Origin of the sequence: Rhodococcus sp. T9N (assembly GCF_024436645.1) — a bacterium.
GTDB lineage: Bacteria > Actinomycetota > Actinomycetes > Mycobacteriales > Mycobacteriaceae > Rhodococcus_F > Rhodococcus_F qingshengii.
In genome coordinates this window covers 1-17,902 of sequence record NZ_JAMSKS010000004.1, presented here as the reverse complement: position 1 = coordinate 17,902, position 17,902 = coordinate 1, and the positions used below count along the sequence as shown (strand labels likewise).

Annotated in this window: 18 protein-coding genes; 10 read left to right on the top strand and 8 right to left on the bottom strand. The window is 63.4% G+C overall.

Translation table 11 applies throughout. The annotated features are described in order from the left end of the window. Window positions 1-3: 3 nt before the first annotated feature. Window positions 4-687, bottom strand: coding sequence for an envelope integrity protein Cei (gene cei / locus M1L53_RS08795; protein ID WP_003942618.1), 684 nt, complete (start codon window positions 685-687; stop codon window positions 4-6). Between the two features lie 533 nt (window positions 688-1,220). On the opposite strand from cei, the gene M1L53_RS08790 reads away from it, so the two are divergent. Next, complete coding sequence (locus tag M1L53_RS08790) at window positions 1,221-1,523, top strand: DUF4193 domain-containing protein (protein ID WP_003942593.1); 303 nt, start codon at window positions 1,221-1,223, stop codon at window positions 1,521-1,523. A gap of 80 nt (window positions 1,524-1,603) precedes the next feature. Here the strand turns inward: M1L53_RS08790 and M1L53_RS08785 are convergent, their stop codons facing one another. Continuing rightward, complete coding sequence (locus tag M1L53_RS08785) at window positions 1,604-2,101, bottom strand: DUF3093 domain-containing protein (RefSeq protein ID WP_003942596.1); 498 nt, start codon at window positions 2,099-2,101, stop codon at window positions 1,604-1,606. 41 nt (window positions 2,102-2,142) lie between these two features. Between M1L53_RS08785 and dut the strand changes: the two genes are divergently transcribed. Continuing rightward, window positions 2,143-2,637 carry a dUTP diphosphatase gene (gene dut, locus M1L53_RS08780; RefSeq protein WP_054188513.1) on the top strand — a complete coding sequence of 165 codons (495 nt, stop codon included), beginning with the start codon at window positions 2,143-2,145 and terminating at the stop codon, window positions 2,635-2,637. Window positions 2,638-2,640: 3 nt separating this feature from the next. Next, window positions 2,641-3,480, top strand: a complete 840-nt coding sequence (locus M1L53_RS08775) for a DUF3710 domain-containing protein (RefSeq protein ID WP_003942585.1) — start codon at window positions 2,641-2,643, stop codon at window positions 3,478-3,480. Between the two features lie 11 nt (window positions 3,481-3,491). Here M1L53_RS08775 and M1L53_RS08770 read toward each other — a convergent pair whose 3' ends face one another. Then, window positions 3,492-4,217: an alpha/beta fold hydrolase gene (locus tag M1L53_RS08770; protein ID WP_007732844.1), complete on the bottom strand. Its 726-nt coding sequence runs from the start codon at window positions 4,215-4,217 to the stop codon at window positions 3,492-3,494. Between the two features lie 138 nt (window positions 4,218-4,355). Here M1L53_RS08770 and M1L53_RS08765 point away from each other — a divergent pair, with 138 nt between their 5' ends. Next, window positions 4,356-4,730: an OB-fold nucleic acid binding domain-containing protein gene (locus M1L53_RS08765; RefSeq protein WP_003942613.1), complete on the top strand. Its 375-nt coding sequence runs from the start codon at window positions 4,356-4,358 to the stop codon at window positions 4,728-4,730. Between the two features lie 52 nt (window positions 4,731-4,782). Continuing rightward, entirely contained in the window at window positions 4,783-5,496 is a 714-nt protein-coding gene (locus tag M1L53_RS08760) for a DUF3159 domain-containing protein (RefSeq protein WP_003942611.1), read from the top strand. Here the strand turns inward: M1L53_RS08760 and M1L53_RS08755 are convergent. The 3 genes from M1L53_RS08755 to M1L53_RS08745 all read right to left on the bottom strand — a co-directional run bounded on the left by M1L53_RS08755 (window position 5,489) and on the right by M1L53_RS08745 (window position 7,230). Further along, window positions 5,489-5,782, bottom strand: coding sequence for a GNAT family N-acetyltransferase (locus tag M1L53_RS08755; protein ID WP_003942641.1), 294 nt, complete (start codon window positions 5,780-5,782; stop codon window positions 5,489-5,491). The two genes, M1L53_RS08760 and M1L53_RS08755, sit on opposite strands and share 8 nt — an antisense overlap. A 33-nt stretch (window positions 5,783-5,815) precedes the next feature. Beyond that, a complete protein-coding gene (locus M1L53_RS08750; protein WP_003942632.1) occupies window positions 5,816-6,478 on the bottom strand; it encodes a TrkA family potassium uptake protein in 663 nt (220 codons plus the stop codon). 86 nt (window positions 6,479-6,564) lie between these two features. Then, on the bottom strand, window positions 6,565-7,230 hold the full coding sequence (locus M1L53_RS08745) for a TrkA family potassium uptake protein (RefSeq protein ID WP_003942587.1): 666 nt from the start codon (window positions 7,228-7,230) through the stop codon (window positions 6,565-6,567). Window positions 7,231-7,401: 171 nt separating this feature from the next. Between M1L53_RS08745 and M1L53_RS08740 the strand changes: the two genes are divergently transcribed. From M1L53_RS08740 to M1L53_RS08725, 4 genes are all read left to right on the top strand, one after another. Then, window positions 7,402-9,396 (top strand): APC family permease, encoded by a 1,995-nt coding sequence (locus M1L53_RS08740; protein ID WP_007732857.1) that lies wholly within the window; start codon window positions 7,402-7,404, stop codon window positions 9,394-9,396. Between the two features lie 48 nt (window positions 9,397-9,444). Beyond that, window positions 9,445-10,713 carry a class I SAM-dependent RNA methyltransferase gene (locus tag M1L53_RS08735; RefSeq protein ID WP_054188512.1) on the top strand — a complete coding sequence of 423 codons (1,269 nt, stop codon included), beginning with the start codon at window positions 9,445-9,447 and terminating at the stop codon, window positions 10,711-10,713. Between the two features lie 154 nt (window positions 10,714-10,867). After that, window positions 10,868-11,356 carry a MarR family winged helix-turn-helix transcriptional regulator gene (locus tag M1L53_RS08730; RefSeq protein WP_003942624.1) on the top strand — a complete coding sequence of 163 codons (489 nt, stop codon included), beginning with the start codon at window positions 10,868-10,870 and terminating at the stop codon, window positions 11,354-11,356. Window positions 11,357-11,361: 5 nt separating this feature from the next. Beyond that, on the top strand, window positions 11,362-13,008 hold the full coding sequence (locus M1L53_RS08725; protein ID WP_007732863.1) for an MDR family MFS transporter: 1,647 nt from the start codon (window positions 11,362-11,364) through the stop codon (window positions 13,006-13,008). Window positions 13,009-13,059: 51 nt separating this feature from the next. Here the strand turns inward: M1L53_RS08725 and M1L53_RS08720 are convergent, their stop codons facing one another. Beyond that, complete coding sequence (locus tag M1L53_RS08720) at window positions 13,060-13,725, bottom strand: SIMPL domain-containing protein (protein ID WP_054188511.1); 666 nt, start codon at window positions 13,723-13,725, stop codon at window positions 13,060-13,062. A gap of 9 nt (window positions 13,726-13,734) precedes the next feature. Then, window positions 13,735-15,561, bottom strand: coding sequence for a glutaminase A (gene glsA / locus M1L53_RS08715; protein WP_054188510.1), 1,827 nt, complete (start codon window positions 15,559-15,561; stop codon window positions 13,735-13,737). 252 nt (window positions 15,562-15,813) lie between these two features. On the opposite strand from glsA, the gene dxs reads away from it, so the two are divergent. Beyond that, on the top strand, window positions 15,814-17,760 hold the full coding sequence (dxs, locus tag M1L53_RS08710; RefSeq protein ID WP_054188509.1) for a 1-deoxy-D-xylulose-5-phosphate synthase: 1,947 nt from the start codon (window positions 15,814-15,816) through the stop codon (window positions 17,758-17,760). Window positions 17,761-17,902 lie beyond the last annotated feature (142 nt).

Genomic DNA, 17,902 nt, shown 5'->3' with positions numbered 1-17,902 from the left:
CTGTCAGCAGCGCGCCGTGCGCGCTGCTTTGAGCAGTGCGATGTCCATCGGAGCGACTTCGGCGTTTGCGGGCTGCTCGGCCAGAGCATGCAAGATCGCGGTGGCGTCGGTGTTGGGGGTCAGGGCGCCCTTGTTGTAGGTGCCGAGAGCCAGGTCGACGGTGTCGTCGCCGCGGCCGTCCTGGACCAGTTCGGCGCAGGGGGCGACCAGCCAGACGGAACTGGCGGCGGCGAGGCCGTTCGCTCCGAATCGGATCTGACCCTGGCACTCCATGTTCTGGTCGACGTAGACGGGGTCGTTTCCGACCTGGACGTCCGGCGCGCTGGAGAAGCCGAACTCGCTCAGTTGCGCTGCCACCTGGGCCGCCTGGCCGTGTTCACCGTTGGCGTTGAACACACGAACCTTGGTGGCGGCGAGGGGAGCGGGATCCACGTCGAGCAGCTTCGAGCGGTCGACGACGGTTCCCAGCGGTAGTGGCGCCGCTGCCGAAGGATCGGACGAAGGTTGCGGCAGGTTGCAGGCGACGGTGTCACTGACTTCCGCCTCGGCGCTCAGGATGCGGACCCACAAGACACTGCCGATCAATGCGAGTACCGCGAACACGGCGATCACCGGCCACGCGCGCCGACGGCGGAACGGACGTCCCTGGTCATCGGTAGAGCTGCCTTCGGTGATCAGAGAAACCACGGTATCCCTCGACTTTCTTGACGAAACTTCTACTTCGCCATCGGGCCGAGCGGCGCCAGCATGACGTTCGGTGCCTACCTTAGAGGGCCTGTGTGACGAGACAGCCGAAGCGAGGCTCGACGCGTCGAGTCCTTGTCGATTGAGAAACGGCAGTTGGCCGATTACCGGCCTGTTTCTACCCGGATTCGGCCCGAAAACATCGTGGAAAGGTCACAGCTTGCTCTTGCCTTGGTGACAATTCGCAGTCATTTTTCGGAAATTTCCGATTCGGTTACTACTTTCGTGCTCACGTCGGCTACTGTCTGGCGGCCCAGGTCGTTCAACTGGGCATCGGCCGGACGCCGAAATGACAACCAAATGAGGCGCAGATCACGTTCTCGGAAGGAACTTCCGGGCACTAATTCCAGTCCTGCAGCGTTATGCAGCGACAGGGAATGATCTGGATGCCACGGCGGTTTCCATGCGCATCAAGGATCTACCGGATTCTCGGCGCACACGGGACCGGGATACACGAAGAGGATGGGGTAGACGAGATGGCAACTGACTACGACGCACCGAGGCGTACAGAGTCCGACGAGGTTTCGGAGGACTCGCTCGAGGAGCTGAAGGCGCGACGCAACGAAGCGCAGTCAGCCGTCGTCGACATCGACGAGACGGACACCGCGGAGTCCTTCGAGCTGCCGGGTGCCGACCTTTCCGGCGAGGAACTCTCGGTTCGAGTTGTTCCGAAGCAGGCAGACGAGTTCACGTGTTCGAGCTGCTTCCTGGTTCATCACCGCAGCCGCCTGGCCAGTGATGCCAACGGACAGCTCGTATGCATGGACTGCGCTGCCTGATCTCCCTTCCCGGTGGTCGACCCGTCAGCGCGAGGGTCGACCAAGGGTCGGGAAGTACTGCTTTGCTGTGACCGCGCTGGTCAGAGATCCAGCGCAGCCAGCAGATCAGCGGGACGACGTGTGCTCACCAACCAGTACGGCGTGGGATCCTCCGGGTCGTCGAGCACGATCAACACCATTGTCTTGACCCATGGGCGATGCTGGACGAACGCCGACGGATCGAGTTGGCGCCCCATCGCAGCACTCTTCGCGGAAGCCGGCACTGCTGCCGCCCGTGAAATCAATTCGACCGGCAGGTGGGCTCTACCCACGTGCAATTCCTTCACCCCTGCTGTCTCCACCACCTCGACGCGCATCCGGCTGAGCCAGAATGCCGCCCAGATCGGGATCGGGAGTAGTACGACGTACGCCAGGTACGAGAGAAGCCCCGGGCGGCCCATGTGGACCTCGGCCGCGAGGAGTCCGGCTACGGCCAGCCCGGCGATCCACCACCAGATCGGCACCCACAGGCGCTCGGAGTACAGCGTCGTGGACGGGGGCGTTGTGGTGGCGACGTCAGGTCGAGATGTTTCGGGCACCTGTCAAGGATAGTCCGTCGCTACGAGTAGTCTTGGCCCACGTGAGCGACCATCTCTCCATCGCCTTGAAGCGACTGGATCCAGACCTGCCCGTTCCACAGCGTGCGCATCCCGGAGATGCGGGTGTGGATCTGTGCTCCACCAGCGACGTCACCATCGAACCCGGCCACCGAACACTGGTCGGAACGGGGATCGCGATCGCTTTGCCGGTGGGCACCGTCGGCTTGATCCATCCGCGTTCCGGACTCGCCGCCAAATCGGGACTGTCGATCGTGAATGCGCCCGGAACCGTGGACGCGGGATACCGGGGCGAACTCAAGGTCTGCTTGATCAATCTCGATCCGGCCACAGCCATCGACATCCGCCGCGGTGACCGAATCGCTCAGCTCGTGGTTCAACGAGTCGAACTTCCGGTTTTCGAGGAAGTCCAATCGCTGGACGACACGACCAGAGGAACCGGAGGCTACGGTTCCAGCGGCGGGCACGCGATACTCGATACCGATGCGCCTGGCGCGGTAGTCGGAGAGGGAGTCTGAATCATGTTCGGACGCAAGAAGAAGACAGACGTCGACGAGGAAACCACCAGCTTCTTCGGTGACGAGAACGACGAGTCGGTGGAGATCGACGAGGTCGAAGACGATCTCGAAGTCACCGGCGACGAGTTCGGTGACGAATCGGAAGGCCCTTACGACATCTCGGAGATCGATTCCGACGATCCGACGGCAGGCCGTGACGGTCAGCGTCTTGATCTCGGTTCCGTTCTGGTGCCGATGCCGACCGGCGGGCAGTTGCAGGTCGAGATGGCGCCCAACGGTTCGCCGCAGGCCGTGCACCTGGTCACCGAGCACGGCCGCATCACGGTTGCTGCCTACGCCGCCCCGAAATCGCCCGGTCAGTGGCGTGAGGTCGTTGCCGAGCTCGCGCAGTCGCTTCGCGACGACAATTCCGCGGTGAGCGTCGAGAACGGCCCGTGGGGCCGTGAACTGGCTGCTGTGACGGCCAACATGGACCTGCGGTTCATCGGCGTCGACGGTCCCCGGTGGATGGTGCGCTGCGTGGTCGCGGGTCCGAGTGGATCCACCGCCGCGAACGCCCCTCTGGTGGCAATCGCACGGGACATCTTGCGTGACACCGTCGTCAACCGAGGATCAGAGCCGCATCCGGTGCGGACACCGCTGCCCGTGGTGCTCCCGCAGGTGCTCGCCGAGCAGTTGGCGGCCGCACACGAGCAGCAGTTGGCGGCAGCGCAGCAGCAACAGGTCGCCGCCCAGCAGCAACAGCAGTCAGCACCGCCCGCTCCGCCGGCACCTCCAGCACGGCCGACCCCGCCGCCTCGTAGCGGCGAATCCGGTTCTGCCATGCAGCAATTGGGTCAGTAACAGGATTTTCTTCAGGCGCTCGCGGTGGTATCGGATTCGATCGCCGCGAGCGCTTTGATGCAGGTGGACCCGAGAACCGCGGGGTCGCGCCCGATCATGTCGAGCGTCGTCGTGGCGACTGCGCCGCGGGGGAGTGAAGCCGCCCAGGCCTGCGCCACTGACGCGGGATGAACCGGATCGTCCATCGCCGACGCAATGCCGACCGGAACGCCTACCGCCCGTAGCGCGCTCTCGCCGAGTGAGTGGTACGACGCCGCCTCGTCGAGCGCAGCCGGGAGATCGGGCCACTGAGAGCGCCAGGAGCGCTCGAGTTCGGCTCCGAGCCACGCCGGACTCGACGCGAGCATCGCAGCGATCACCGACTCCAAGCCTTCGGAGCGCAGTTGCCCGGCGGTGAACCGCGCGCTCGCTGCTGCGGGGGCGTCGTCGGCCGAGCCCGTCCAGGCCGGAAGCGCTGCCAACACACTCACGGTTCGATCGGGATTGTCGGCGGCCCACTGGAGTGCAACGGCCGCTCCGATCGAGACCCCTCCGACGATGATTCGGCCGTGCGTGTCCGCGGCTCTGTCCATCGCGTCCAGATAGCCGTCCACGACACGCCGAGGGTCCGGTTCAATTGCGACGATGCGCACACCCAGAGCCTCCAGCGGCGCCCGGAATGCGCGGTCCGCGAAGTGGGCGTCAGAGCCTGTACCTGGGAGAACGACGGCAACGGTCGCCAATTCCGAGTTCTGCATCTCTTGATCTTGCCCGGTGCCCCCGAGACGCGGACTGACCGGTGTGGTTACACGCTCGTAATGGGTCTACAGTGGCGATCACACAGCCCTTCACGTGACGCGAAACCCTTGCGTCACACATGTTCGCAGGAGCGCGCAATGGCACCCGCCGCCGCAGGATATTTTCGTCGACTGACCCAGCGTCTGACCGAGGACGTCGACCAGTTGGACGCCCAGGAGATGGCCGAGTCCAACAAGGCTTCCGGAGGTCAGAAGGCATGCGATTGTCGTCGCGGTGAAGAAGTCACGATGGTGGGCCGACTCCGCAGCGTCGACGCGTGTCCCAAGTCGGGAAATGCCAGCATCGAGGCCGAGTTCTTCGATGGCACCGAGGTGATCAATCTCGTCTGGATCGGGCGTCGCCGGATCCCGGGAATCGAGACCGGTAAGACCCTGCTGATCCGCGGTCGTGTGGGCGAGCGTGACGGTCGCAAGGCGATCTTCAACCCTTACTACGAACTGCGCGGCGAATAGGCGCGTTTCCCGCATTTACCGTGCAACTCGGTGACTGTGGCACCCTCGACAGGTGACTGAAACACAACAGCGATCGGTAATCGACCAACTCGGCGGGCTGAGTGGTCTGATCTATTCGTCTTTGCCGATTCTGATTTTTGTCCCGGTCAACAGCATCTGGAATCTCACCGCGGCAATCTGGGCCGCATTGGGCGTCGCTGTCGCTATCGCGGCCTGGCGCCTCTTCCGCAAGGATTCCCTCCAACCCGCTATTTCCGGTTTTCTCGGAGTCGGAGTTTCCGCATTCATCGCCTACCGCACCGGCGACGCCAAAGGATATTTCCTCTTCGGTATCTACACGAGCCTCGCCTACGGTGCGGTCTTCCTGATTTCGATCCTCGTGCGCTGGCCCCTCGTCGGAATCATCTGGGGCTATCTCAACGGGCACGGCAATCTCTGGCGCAAGCACAGCTCCGCCGTCCGGCTCTACGACGTCGCGACGGCGGCGTGGGCGTTGGTCTTCGGTGCGCGGTATCTCGTTCAGTCACAGCTCTACGACACCGACCACACCGGATGGCTCGCAGTCGCGCGTATCGGCATGGGTTGGCCGTTGACCGGTTTGGTGCTGCTCGTGACGGTCTGGGCTGTGCGTAAGGCCGATCGCATCGTCGAGCCTGAACCGGTTGTGGAGCCCGAAAGCAGCGAGCCCACCGCAACGGACGCAGGGTCCGAAGAGGTGGGCTCGGTGAATCTGACGAAGCCGCGCGAAGACCGCGATCTCAGCTGATCAGGTCCTGGTACTCGGGGTGCTTGTCGAGGAACTTCACGACGTACGGGCACACCGGGTGAACCTTGAGGCCGCGTGCTCGTAGGTCGTCCAGAGCCTGGCGGACGAGAACCCCGGCCAATCCGAAACCTTCGAAGGCGGGGTAGATCTCGGTGTGGTTGAACGAGACGACGTCACCGGAGGTGGTGTAGTCCTCGATCCCGGCGAGGTCGCCGTCGGCATGGATCTCGTACCGGCTCTGGGCCGGATTGTCGGTGACTACGGTGTTTTCGGGCGCTTGTGCCATGTGATTCCCTTTCGTCGTCAGTGTGTTCGTCGGTCAATTCTCCAGGCGGAGTGCAACGCGCAACTGATCCTCGGCGTCGACGGCCGCAACGAAGAGCAGTTCGTCCCCGCCTTCGATGGGATCGTCCATCTGCGGGACGATCACGCGTCCGCCACGCAGGATGGTGACCAGTGCGCAGTCTCGCGGAAGTTCGAGTTTCTTGACGGCTTTTCCGGCAAGAGGTGTGTTGTCGGGCAACGTGATCTCGACGAGGTTGGCCTGTCCCTGCCGCAGTGTCATCAGTTTGACCAGGTCACCGACCGAGACGGCCTCTTCGACGAGCGAAGCGAGCATCCGCGGTGTCGAGACGGCGACGTCCACGCCCCAGGACTCGTCGAAGAGCCACTCGTTGCGGGGATCGTTGACGCGGGCGACAACTCGGCGAACACCGAACTCGGTTTTCGCGAGCAGACTGAGGACCAGGTTTGCCTTGTCGTCTCCGGTCGCGGCAATCACGACCTCGTACGACTCCATCGACGCGTCCTCGAGTCTGCTGAGTTCGCAGGCGTCCGCGTGCACCCACTTCGCCTCGGGCACCGACTCCGGTTCGATGTGATCGAGTTTGCGTTCGATCAGCATGACGTCATGTGAGCTTCGAATCAGCTCTCGCGCAATGGAACGGCCTACGGCGCCGGCTCCGGCGATGGCGACCTTCATCGAGAACTTCCAATCACGTTGTAGTGCAACACAGTCGCAGTCTTGTTGTGGGGGACGGCGTACGGATCATTCATCTGCGGCCTCCCTCAGTCGTCGCTCGGCGGCGGGTTGCCGGCCAGTGCGACAGCTTCGGCGACGGTTCCCGACACGGCGGCGATGTAGACCTGATCGTCGGCCTGGATGACAGTCTTGCGGTCGGGGAGAATGCCGGTCCCGAAGCGGATGATGAAGGCGACTCTCGAACTGGTCGCGCCCTCGAGGAGCGCGATCGGCTTGCCCGCCCAATCCTCGTGCAGGGCAAGTTCGGTGATGGCGACAGTGCCCGAAGGATCGCGCCACTTCGCAGTCTGACTTTCCTTGGTCAACGTGTGCAGGAAACGATCCGTCGACCACGGCACGGTGGCGACCGTGGGAATGCCGAGTCGCTCGTAAACGGCGGCACGCTTGGCGTCGTAAATACGTGCGACGACGCGTTCGACGCCGAAAGTCTCGCGTGCAACTCGCGCTGCGATGATGTTGGAATTGTCTCCCGAGGACACCGCGGCAAAGGCGTCGGCCCGCTCGATTCCCGCCCGGACCAGCACGTCACGGTCGAACCCCATTCCCAGAACCTTGGTTCCCGGGAAGTCGAGATCGAGACGCAGAAACGCACTCTGATCGCGGTCGATGACGGCGACCTCATGTCCGATCCTGGTCAGAGACGCGGCGAGGGAAGAACCCACTCGACCGCACCCCATGATGACGACATACACGCCCTACTCCGTTCATGGACCCTCATGGCGCGATTGCACGCCGAATCGAACGGTACAGCCCCTCACGGGAAGAGCAAGTACAACGGTCGCCCGCGTGCCGGTTGTCACGACAAAAGGTGAAGTTGGGGCTCTGATGACTCCGAATCGGGCGAGACGGCTTACGCTTTGCACGTGTCTAAGCTCTCGACCGCTACCAAGCGGCTCCTGCTCGGTCGGCCGTTCCGAAGCGACAAACTCGGGCACACGCTGCTACCCAAGCGAATTGCACTACCGGTCTTCGCGTCCGACGCGATGTCGTCCGTCGCGTATGCCCCCGAAGAAATCTTCCTGGTTCTCTCCGTCGCGGGTATTTCCGCGTATGCGTACACCCCCTGGATCGGATTGTCCGTCGCCATCGTCATGGCTGTGGTGGTGGCGAGCTACCGCCAGAACGTCCACGCATACCCCTCCGGTGGCGGCGACTACGAGGTCGCGACGGTCAACCTCGGCCCGACCGCCGGTCTGACCGTCGGTAGTGCGCTGATGGTCGACTACGTGCTGACGGTTGCCGTGTCGATCTCGTCGGCGGCGTCGAACATCGGCTCGGCGCTACCGTTCGTCGCGCAGCACAAGGTGTTGTTCGCAGTTGCGGCGATCGTGTTGCTGACCGCGGTCAACCTTCGCGGTATCCGTGAATCGGGGACCGCGTTCGCAATTCCGACCTACGCATTCATCGTCGGCATGTTCCTGATGCTCGGGTGGGGATTCTTCCGGATCTACGTCCTCGGCGAGGATGTGCACGCGGAATCGTCGTCGTTCACGCTCAACGCCGAGGATTCGCATCTGTACGGAATTGCCTTCGCGTTCCTGATCGCCCGCGCATTCTCCTCGGGCTGTGCCGCACTGACCGGCGTCGAGGCCATCAGCAACGGCGTACCGGCGTTCCAGAAGCCGAAGTCGCGCAACGCTGCCACGACCTTGCTGCTGCTCGGGTCGATCGCCATCGTCCTGCTGATGGGCATCATCATCCTGGCTCAGAAGATCGGCATCGTCTACGCACACAATCCGCAGGAACAGCTGGTCGGAGCGCCGGAGGGCTACCATCAGAAGACCTTGATCGCGCAGATCGCCGAAGCCGTGTTCAGTGGTTTCCCGATCGGTTTCTTCTTCATGGCGATCGTCACGGCACTGATCCTGGTTCTGGCCGCGAACACCGCGTTCAACGGATTTCCGGTACTCGGATCGATCCTGGCGCAGGATCGGTACCTACCGCGTCAGCTGCACACGCGCGGCGACCGACTGGCATTCAGCAACGGAATCCTCTTCCTCTCCGGTGCTGCCATCGCATTCGTCGTGGTGTTCGGCGCCGAGGTCACCAAGCTCATCCAGTTGTACATCGTCGGCGTCTTCGTCTCGTTCGTGCTCAGCCAGACGGGCATGATCAAGCACTGGACTCGGCATCTGAAGTCCGAGACCGACAAGGCGCAACGGGCCCGTATGCAGCGCTCGCGAGTGATCAATTCGATCGGTCTGGCAATGACCGCCACCGTCTTGATCATCGTTCTGATCACCAAGTTCGCTGCCGGCGCATGGATCGCCATCGTCGCGATGGTCGCGATCTTCATCGTGATGAAGATGATCCGCAAGCACTACGACAGCGTCGCAGCCGAGCTCGAGGAGCAGGAGTGGGACGGCGTACTGCCCAGCCGCACGCACTCGATCGTGCTCGTCTCGAAGTTGCACATGCCGACGATGCGAGCTCTCGCCTACGCGCGAGCAACGCGACCGGACACCCTCGAAGCCATCACGGTCAACGTCGACGAGCCGGACACCCGTGCACTCGTGCGTGAGTGGGAGAAGAGCGACGTGACGGTTCCGCTCAAGGTGATCGAGTCGCCGTACCGCGAAATCACCAAGCCGGTTCTCGATTACGTCAAGCGTGTACGACGCGATGCTCCGCGTGACGTCGTCACCGTCTTCATTCCCGAGTACGTCGTCGGACACTGGTGGGAGCAGATCCTGCACAATCAGAGCGCGCTTCGTCTGAAGAGTCGTCTGCTTTTCCAGCCCGGCGTGATGGTGACCAGCGTTCCGTGGCAGCTGAGTTCGTCGGCAAAGGCGAAGCCGCTCGACATCGAGAAGACCGCAGGTGCCACGCGTCGCGGTTACGACACCGGCGAGAAATGATCACCGGCGAAAAATGATCGGCAACATCGAAATGGCAGGCGTAGTTCGTTGAGTGAGAATTGGACCGGACAGACCTTCGAGGTCGATCTGGGCAACCCCGGTCACGGCGGGTTCGTCGTCGCCCGGCACGAGGGGCGGGTCGTGTTCGTCCGTCACGGTTTGCCGGGGGAGCGTGCGCTGGTCCGGGTGACCGAGGACAAGGGCGGATCGTTTTGCCGCGCCGACGCGATCACCGTTCTCGACGCTTCTCCGCATCGGATCGATCCGACGTGCCCGATCTCCGGCCCGGGCGGGGCGGGCTGCTGCGACTACTCGCATGCGGATCTGAGCGTCCAACGTGAGATGAAGACCTCGGTCGTGCGGGAGCAGCTTCTGCGACTGGCTCGTGTCGAATCGGACGTCGAGGTAGAGGAACTGCCCGGAACCGGAGGCGGAACGGGTTGGCGCACGCGAGTCCGGTTGGCGGTGGACGGGCACGGTGTCGCCGGATACCACGCGTACCGCAGCAACCGGATCGTCACAGACCTGCGGTGCACCCAGATCGATCAGAGCGCGTACGACGGTCTCGGCGGTGCGCAGTGGGCACCAGGTAGCGAGCTGCAGGTTGTTCTCGACGCTGCCGGCGAGCGGCACGTCGTGGAAATCGCGGCACCCGCGGTGTCCAAGACGGGACGGCGGACGCCCGGGCGACGCGGCGCGATGGCACGCCGAGCGGCAAGCGGCGGCCCGCGAAAGACCCGAGTTGCCATCGGATCGGACACAGTGATCGAGCGCGTCGGCAGTCGAGAATGGGCGCTGGCCGCGACCGGTTTCTGGCAGGCCCATCGCGGCGCTGCGGCCGCGTACTCACAGGTGGTCGGGGAGTGGGCCGGAGCCGCTACCGCGGACACGGCCTGGGATCTCTACGGCGGTGTCGGCGTGTTCGCAGCTGTGCTCGCCGAGCTTGTCGGGCCGTCCGGCGTGGTGGAGTCCGTCGAATCTTCGGCGCGTGCAGTCGCGGACGGGCAGGCAGCGCTGTCCGATCTCGGTCAGGTGCGCTTCCACAGCGCCCGCGTCGAGAACATCATCGCGGATCTGGAGCGTTCGCCTGCTGTCGTCGTGCTCGACCCGCCACGTGCGGGGGCCGGCCGTCCGGTCGTGGAAGCTCTCGCCTCAACGGGCGCTGAGCGGATAGTCCACATCGGGTGCGACCCGGCGTCGTTCGGTCGCGATATCGGCCTCTACCTGGAGCAGGGCTTCAGAATCGGTGGCCTCCGGGCGTTCGACGCGTTCCCCCAGACTCACCACATGGAGTGCATCGCGCTCCTCGAACGCTGAGACGTCCCGAAATCTTTCCCTGAAACGGTGTGACGCTTCTCGCGTTCACAACAGTTGCTTGCATTACGCAACTAATCGTATAGTTTCGTTCTGCAAGTAGTTTTCCGTTTTCAAGTCACGGCTCGTTCGGGCCACTCGAATTCAGGGGTAGGCAATGTCGGTACAGCCGGAGACGGCCCAAGCGCTCGTCGACACGATCTTCATGTTCGGCAGATCGCTGCGAGCCGCGGTCACCACCGGTGCAGACAGCCTGCTGCCGCCTGCGCTGGTCAGTGTGTTGTTCATGCTGGCGGCGCGTGGGGAGTGCCGACAGAACGAATTGGCCGTCGATCTGTGTGTCAGTCAGTCGTCGCTCAGCCGACAAATGTCGGATCTGGTCGACGCTGGGTATGTCGAGAGAAATCCCGATCCGGCTGACAAGCGGGCGTTCCGCATCCGAGTATCGGAAGAGGGACACGACGTTTTACGGAGAACCACGCAGCGGCGTGCGGCGCGTTTGCGCAACATGCTCGAAGACTGGAGCCAGGAAGAGGCCATGGCCGCAGTGACATCGCTGCAACGTCTCAACGAGACGTTCGGCGCATCGAATCGGCAGGCCTCACCGGCAGTTCCGCACACGGGCGTAGAAAGTATTGGGAGATAAGGCACATGGCAGCAACAGTAGGAGAAACCCGGGCAAGTACCGGAGGTGACGGATCGGCTCGCGAAGCGGGCGCGATGACTCACCGCGAAATTCTCGAAGCACTCACCGGACTCATCGCAGCGCTGTTCACCGCGCTGCTCAGTAGCACCATCGTTTCCACAGCGCTTCCCACGATCATCGGTGAACTGCACGGAACTCAGACGCAGTACGCCTGGATCATCACGACAGCGTTGCTCGCCACCGCGGCGTCGACGCCGATCTGGGGCAAGCTTGCCGACCTCTACAACAAGAAGGTCCTGGTCCAGACCGCGATCGTCATCTTCGTGATCGGCTCGGTCATCGCCGGCGCGGCGCACAACGTTCCGTTGCTGCTCGGTGCGCGTGTCATCCAGGGCATCGGTATGGGCGGTCTGACCGCTCTCGTCGTAGCCATCATCGGCACGATCATCCCGCCGCGAGATCGCGGTCGCTACTCCGGATACATGGGTGCGGCCATGGCCGTCTCGATGTCCGGTGGACCGATCCTCGGCGGCGTCCTCGTGGACACTGCCGGCTGGCGCTGGTGCTTCTACGTATGTGTTCCGCTGGCAGTCATCGCATTGTTCCTGCTTCAGCGCACACTGCACGTCGAGACCGTGAAGAAGGACAACGTCTCCATCGACTGGATGGGCGCCACCTTGCTCACCGCCGGTGTCAGCGTCCTACTGATCTGGGTTTCGTTTGCCGGTCAGGACGACTACTACGCCTGGTTCTCGAAGGAGTCGGCCTTCTTCGTCATCGGTGGTCTGGCCCTGCTCGGCCTGACGATGTTCGTCGAATCCAAGGTCAAGGATCCGATCCTGCCGATCAAGATCATCACCGAGCGCACCACGGCTCTCGCGATCATCGCCTCGATCGCAGTTGGTGTCGGCCTCTTCGGCGCGACGACGTTCCTGACGCAGTACTTCCAGACCGCACGCGGATTCGATCCCACCGAAGCCGGATTGCTCACCATTCCGATGGTCGCAGGCATGCTCGTCGCCTCGGTCGGCTCGGGCCAGCTGATCACCAAGTTCGGTCAGTGGAAGCCCTTCATCGTCGCCGGCGCAGTTCTGCTGCTGGTCGGTTTCGGGCTGCTGTCGACGATCGACCACGCAACCAGCCTCTGGACCATCGGAATCTTCATCGCCATCGTGGGTCTCGGTACCGGCATGCTGATGCAGAACATCGTGCTCGCCGTGCAGAACACGGTCAGCGTCGAGAACATCGGCGCGGCCAGCAGTATCGTGGCGTTCTTCCGCACCTTCGGCGGCGCGATCGGCGTGTCGGTGCTCGGTTCGATTCTTGCGACCCGCGTCAAGACACTGACAGTCGATTCGGTCTCCACCTTGCCGCCCGAGCAGCAGGCAGTAGCTGGCAAGAGCCTCCAGGACGGCCTCGACCTGAGCAATATGCCTGACTTCGTCTCGCAGATCGTTCGGTTCGCCTACGGCGACGCAACAGGACGGATCTTCCTGGTCGCAGCGGTCGTCGCCGTGGTCACGCTCGTGTCGGTCATCTTCATCCCGAACCGTCCGTTGCGCACCACCATCGACATGGCAACCCCCGACGCCGAGCAGAAGTTCGAAGAAGAACGCGAAGAGAAGAACGAGGAGAAGAACCTCACTCGCTGATCCGCAAGCCCGGCTGGTCTACTGCCGGCCGCGTCTTCTGAATTACTGTTGTCACGCCATAGCCCATCGAACGCGGACCGAGATCGATTCTTCGATCTCTCCGCGTTCGACGGCTATCGGGGCCGAATCCGCTTTCATCGCCGCGACACGTCCGCGCATCGGCACGATCTGGTCGAAGTCCTCGAGCACCTCGAGGACTTCGACCAGATCTTTGTCTGCCAGGTCTGCGAACTGTCTGGCCTTCGATTCGGCTGCCGTCCAGGCCAATTCGCGTGCTCTTGTCGCCAGATCGCTGCGGTCGTCGAGATCGAACTCCAGTCCGTCGAGCCGAATCGCGTCGCCACCCACCGATACACATGCCGCGATGACGGCAGCGGGGGAGTTCGCCGCTTCCGGCTCCAGCTCTCGCAGTACGACTCGGAAAGTTGTCGATGCCGTGAATCCTGTTGTCTCCTGGCGGCCTCCGTCGCTCCACTGAGTCTGCGGATGGACGCTCAGCCCGGCGGTGGTGAGGTCCGCTCCGCGCACACCGCGCGCGTGCAGGGTCTCGGTCAGCGCAGTGGACAGACGCGCGACGGCGTCGAATGCGTCGGAAACGGCCGTCTGTGTCACCGATACTCCGATCGTCAATCGCACGATGTCGGGAACAGCTGTTGCAGTGGCGGTTCCGGTCACCGTGACAGTGGACGGCTCCGAGATGAAGGCGGTGGTGGGCACGTGTGGTTCCTATCCGATTCGTCCGGCGGATATGACACTCCGCAACATCAGGTCCAATTGCTCGTAGGCGCCCGCAGCCAGTCGTTCGAGAAGCGCAAGTTTCAACTCGGGTGCCTGTGCGGTCAGTTCTGCATATCGCTCCGGAGTCAGGACGGCCACGGTGACCGTGGAATCGGCGCGGATGTCGTTGAGGAACGGAGTGTCGAGGAACATTGTCATCTCGCCGAACGTCATTCCGGCGGAGAGCGTCGTGATGCGGTGCTCGACCCCGTGCGCGTCGGTGAACATGGTGCTGACCTGGCCACTGAGAATCAGATAGAACCCCGAGGCCGCTTCGCCTCGGCGGGCGATCTTCTCGCCGCGGGCATAGGTTCGCGTCTCCAGTTCTGCGGAGAATCCCTCGATCTGTGCCGCGGACAGAGCATCGAGAACTGGGTGGTCCTCGATCGAGATCGTCGACGCCTGCCGATCGGCCTCACAATGCACCGCAAGCAGCGTGTCTTCGCACCACTGCATGGCGGAATCGAGATCGGCAAAAACCCGACCACTTCGTCTGGCGGGGTCGATGCTCGAACTTCGTTGTCCCAGCAGTCCTTGCGGATCGACGACGGCCACCGCACAAGCCTGCTCGGCCAGTTGAACCTGCAGCGCGGTGATCATGCGTACTGCGACGTCGCTGGCGTCGTCGACGCGGCGGACGTCGATGACGACAACTTCGAGGCCCTCGTCCACCGAGCCGATTTCGCGGACCGCCGATTCGGCACCGGTGAAGAGGAGATCGCCGTGCAGTTCGTAGACCCGGCTGCGCTTGCCGACGTCGTCGAGCACGGCTTGTTCGGTCGGGGTGCGTCGTACTCGCGACGGTGCTTCGATGACGCTGTATCTGGCCCGGATCGACGAGCGTGACGCCCGCGTCACGTGGAGGAAGTGCAGTTCGAGTTCCTTCGACAGTGCCCGGGCAGAAGCAACTCCGCGAACACTGTTGCCGTGAACGTCGAGCCTGGGGGAGTACACGGCGATGCCGATCTGGCCCGGCAGAACCGCCAGCACTCCGCCGCCGACACCGCTCTTGGCCGGCAATCCGACCTCTACCAGCCACTTGCCGGCGCCGTCGTACATCCCGCAGGTTGCCATGACGCTGAGGACCTGTTCGACGCCTGCGGGTGCCAGCGCGCGCTCGTGGGTGAGCGGATTGACACCGTTGTTCGCCATCGTCGCAGCCATCAGACTCAGGTCGCGGCAGGTCACGTCGATCGAGCATTGACGGAAATACAGGTCGACGGCCTCGTCGGGATTGCCGGTGATGACGTCGAAGGATCGCAGCATGTGGCCGATCGCACGGTTGCGGTGACCGGTGCGGGCCTCGGAGGTGTAGACGGCTTCGTTGAAGGTCAGCTCGCGGCCTGCGTATCGCGAGTACGCCGACCGGATGCGCTCGAAGCGGGCCTCGGGATTCGGTCCGGCAACCAGTGATGCAGCGGTGATCGCCCCGGCATTGATCATGGGGTTTCGTGGCCGTTCGGTGAGCGGGTCGAGGCTGATTTCGTTGAACGGCTCGCCGGATGGTTCGACGTCGATTTTCGCGGCAACCGCCTCGCTTCCTCGATCGGCGAGAGCCAAGGCGTAGGTGAAGGGCTTCGAGATCGACTGAATGGTGAACGGGATTCGCGAGTCACCGATCTCGTAGACGTAACCGTCTACGGTGGCGATGCAGATTCCGAACGAATCGGGGGCGACCGCCGCGAGTTCGGGGATGTAGTCGGCCAACTCGCCTTCGTCGAGTGATCGGACTTCGTCGAACACTCGCGTTATCAGGTCGTCGACCACAGTTCCCATACGTCGACCTTAAGCTGACATGGCGGTCGTTTTGTGGAAGAAGAGTTGCCGAGTCGATCGCGACGGATCCCATTTGTCTGTGATTGCGATCACGAGCGATCCGCGGGATTTCGCTGTTACGCGAAGTCACACCGGAATCGGGCCGAGTCCGCGTGTCGGTTCGCCGGAACGCTCCGTAGACTGGCAGCACTGTCGCGAAGACAGCCGCGGCGCGCACCGGTGCAGCTGTGAAGCACGGAGGGAGCGATCTCGTTGGGTGTTCTTGCCCGCATTCAGGGTCCTGACGATCTACGTCAGTTGAGCCACGCCGAGATGACGGAGTTGGCCGACGAGATTCGTGAGTTCCTCGTGCTGAAGGTCGCTGCGACCGGTGGTCACCTCGGGCCCAACTTGGGCGTCGTGGAGTTGACCCTCGCACTGCACCGAATTTTCGACTCGCCGCAGGACGCGATCATCTTCGACACGGGCCATCAGGCCTATGTACACAAGATCCTCACCGGTCGTCAGGATCAGTTCGACACTCTGCGTAAGCAGGGTGGACTGTCCGGGTATCCGTGCCGCGCCGAGAGCGAACACGACTGGGTCGAGTCCTCTCACGCTTCCGCCGCGTTGTCCTATGCCGACGGCCTCGCGAAGGCCTTCGCGCTGACGGGTCAGAATCGCCACGTAGTTGCCGTCGTCGGTGACGGCGCGCTGACCGGCGGAATGTGTTGGGAAGCTCTCAACAACATCGCGGCAGGCAAGGACCGTTCGGTGGTGATCGTCGTCAACGACAACGGTCGCTCGTACGCACCGACCATCGGCGGACTCGCCGACCATCTCTCGGCACTGCGCACTGCGCCGAGTTACGAGCGCGCCCTCGACAGTGGCCGACGCATGGTCAAGAGACTGCCCTGGGTGGGGCGCACCGCGTACTCCGTCCTGCACGGAATGAAGGCGGGTCTCAAAGACGCGGTCAGCCCTCAGGTCATGTTCACCGATCTGGGTATCAAGTATCTCGGACCGGTGGACGGACACGACGAAGCCGCCATGGAATCGGCATTGCGCCGGGCAAAGGCCTACGGCGGACCGGTCATCGTCCATGCCGTCACTCGTAAGGGCAACGGTTACGCACACGCCGAGAACGACGTGGCCGACCAGATGCATGCCACCGGTGTCATCGATCCCGTCACCGGTCGCGGCACCAAGTCGTCCGCGCCGGACTGGACGTCGGTCTTCTCGGCCGCATTGATCGAGCAGGCTTCGCGTCGTGAGGACATCGTCGCCATCACCGCGGCGATGGCCGGACCCACCGGCCTCGCAGCATTCGGTGAGAAGTTCCCCGATCGGATTTTCGACGTCGGTATCGCCGAGCAGCACGCGATGACCTCAGCCGCCGGTCTTGCACTTGGCGGACTTCACCCCGTCGTTGCTATCTACTCGACCTTCCTCAATCGGGCTTTCGACCAGTTGTTGATGGACGTCGCACTGCTCAAACAACCGGTGACAGTCGTGCTCGACCGCGCCGGGGTCACCGGAGTCGATGGTGCCAGCCATAACGGGGTCTGGGATCTTTCGCTGCTCGGAATCATCCCCGGGATCCGTGTCGCGGCACCGCGCGACGCCGACACACTGCGCGAAGAACTGGACGAGGCACTTCTCGTCGACGACGGCCCAACCGTCGTTCGTTTCCCGAAGGGCGCTGTACCCGAAGCGATTCCGGCCGTGAAGCGACTCGACGGAATGGTCGACGTTCTCAAGTCCAGCGAGGGTGAGCGCGGCGACGTGCTCCTCGTCGCGGTGGGCCCGTTTGCATCCCTGGCACTCGAGATTGCCGAGCGGCTCGACAAGCAGGGCATCTCGGTTGCCGTCGTCGATCCGCGGTGGGTTCTGCCGGTCGCGGATTCGCTGGTGAAGATGGCGGACAAGTACGCCCTCGTGGTCACCATCGAAGACGGTGGTCTGCACGGCGGCATCGGTTCGACGGTCTCGGCCGCGATGCGGGCAGCCGGAGTGCACACGTCGTGCCGCGACATGGGCGTTCCCCAGCAGTTCCTCGATCACGCCAGCCGCGAGGCCATCCACAGGGAACTCGGACTCACGGCTCAGGACCTCTCCCGCAAGATCACCGGCTGGGTGGCGGGGATGGGCAGCGTCGGCGTCCACGTCCAGGAAGACGCGTCCTCGGCGTCGGCTCAGGGCGAAGTCGCGCAAGGCTGACGGCTCGTCTCACGATAATCTCGAAAAGCGGTGGCCCGCGGGGCAAACCGCGGGGCCCCGCGTTTAAGGGTGTAACCGGGAGATCTCGCGACAGGCCGGGTGCGGGTGGGGTGCCGCGCGGTTACTGACCGCATCGCCGGGC

Bases quoted from the DNA above. Each gene is read 5' to 3' on its own strand.
- M1L53_RS08725 (WP_007732863.1), top strand. From the start codon at position 11,362: ATGGCAGCAACAGTAGGAGAAACCCGGGCAAGTACCGGAGGTGACGGA.
- M1L53_RS08730 (WP_003942624.1), top strand. From the start codon at position 10,868: ATGTCGGTACAGCCGGAGACGGCCCAAGCGCTCGTCGACACGATCTTC.
- M1L53_RS08790 (WP_003942593.1), top strand. From the start codon at position 1,221: ATGGCAACTGACTACGACGCACCGAGGCGTACAGAGTCCGACGAGGTT.
- M1L53_RS08750 (WP_003942632.1), bottom strand. From the start codon at position 6,478: ATGAAGGTCGCCATCGCCGGAGCCGGCGCCGTAGGCCGTTCCATTGCG.
- M1L53_RS08755 (WP_003942641.1), bottom strand. From the start codon at position 5,782: ATGGCACAAGCGCCCGAAAACACCGTAGTCACCGACAATCCGGCCCAG.
- glsA (WP_054188510.1), bottom strand. From the start codon at position 15,561: ATGGGAACTGTGGTCGACGACCTGATAACGCGAGTGTTCGACGAAGTC.
- M1L53_RS08770 (WP_007732844.1), bottom strand. From the start codon at position 4,217: ATGCAGAACTCGGAATTGGCGACCGTTGCCGTCGTTCTCCCAGGTACA.
- M1L53_RS08775 (WP_003942585.1), top strand. From the start codon at position 2,641: ATGTTCGGACGCAAGAAGAAGACAGACGTCGACGAGGAAACCACCAGC.
- M1L53_RS08765 (WP_003942613.1), top strand. From the start codon at position 4,356: ATGGCACCCGCCGCCGCAGGATATTTTCGTCGACTGACCCAGCGTCTG.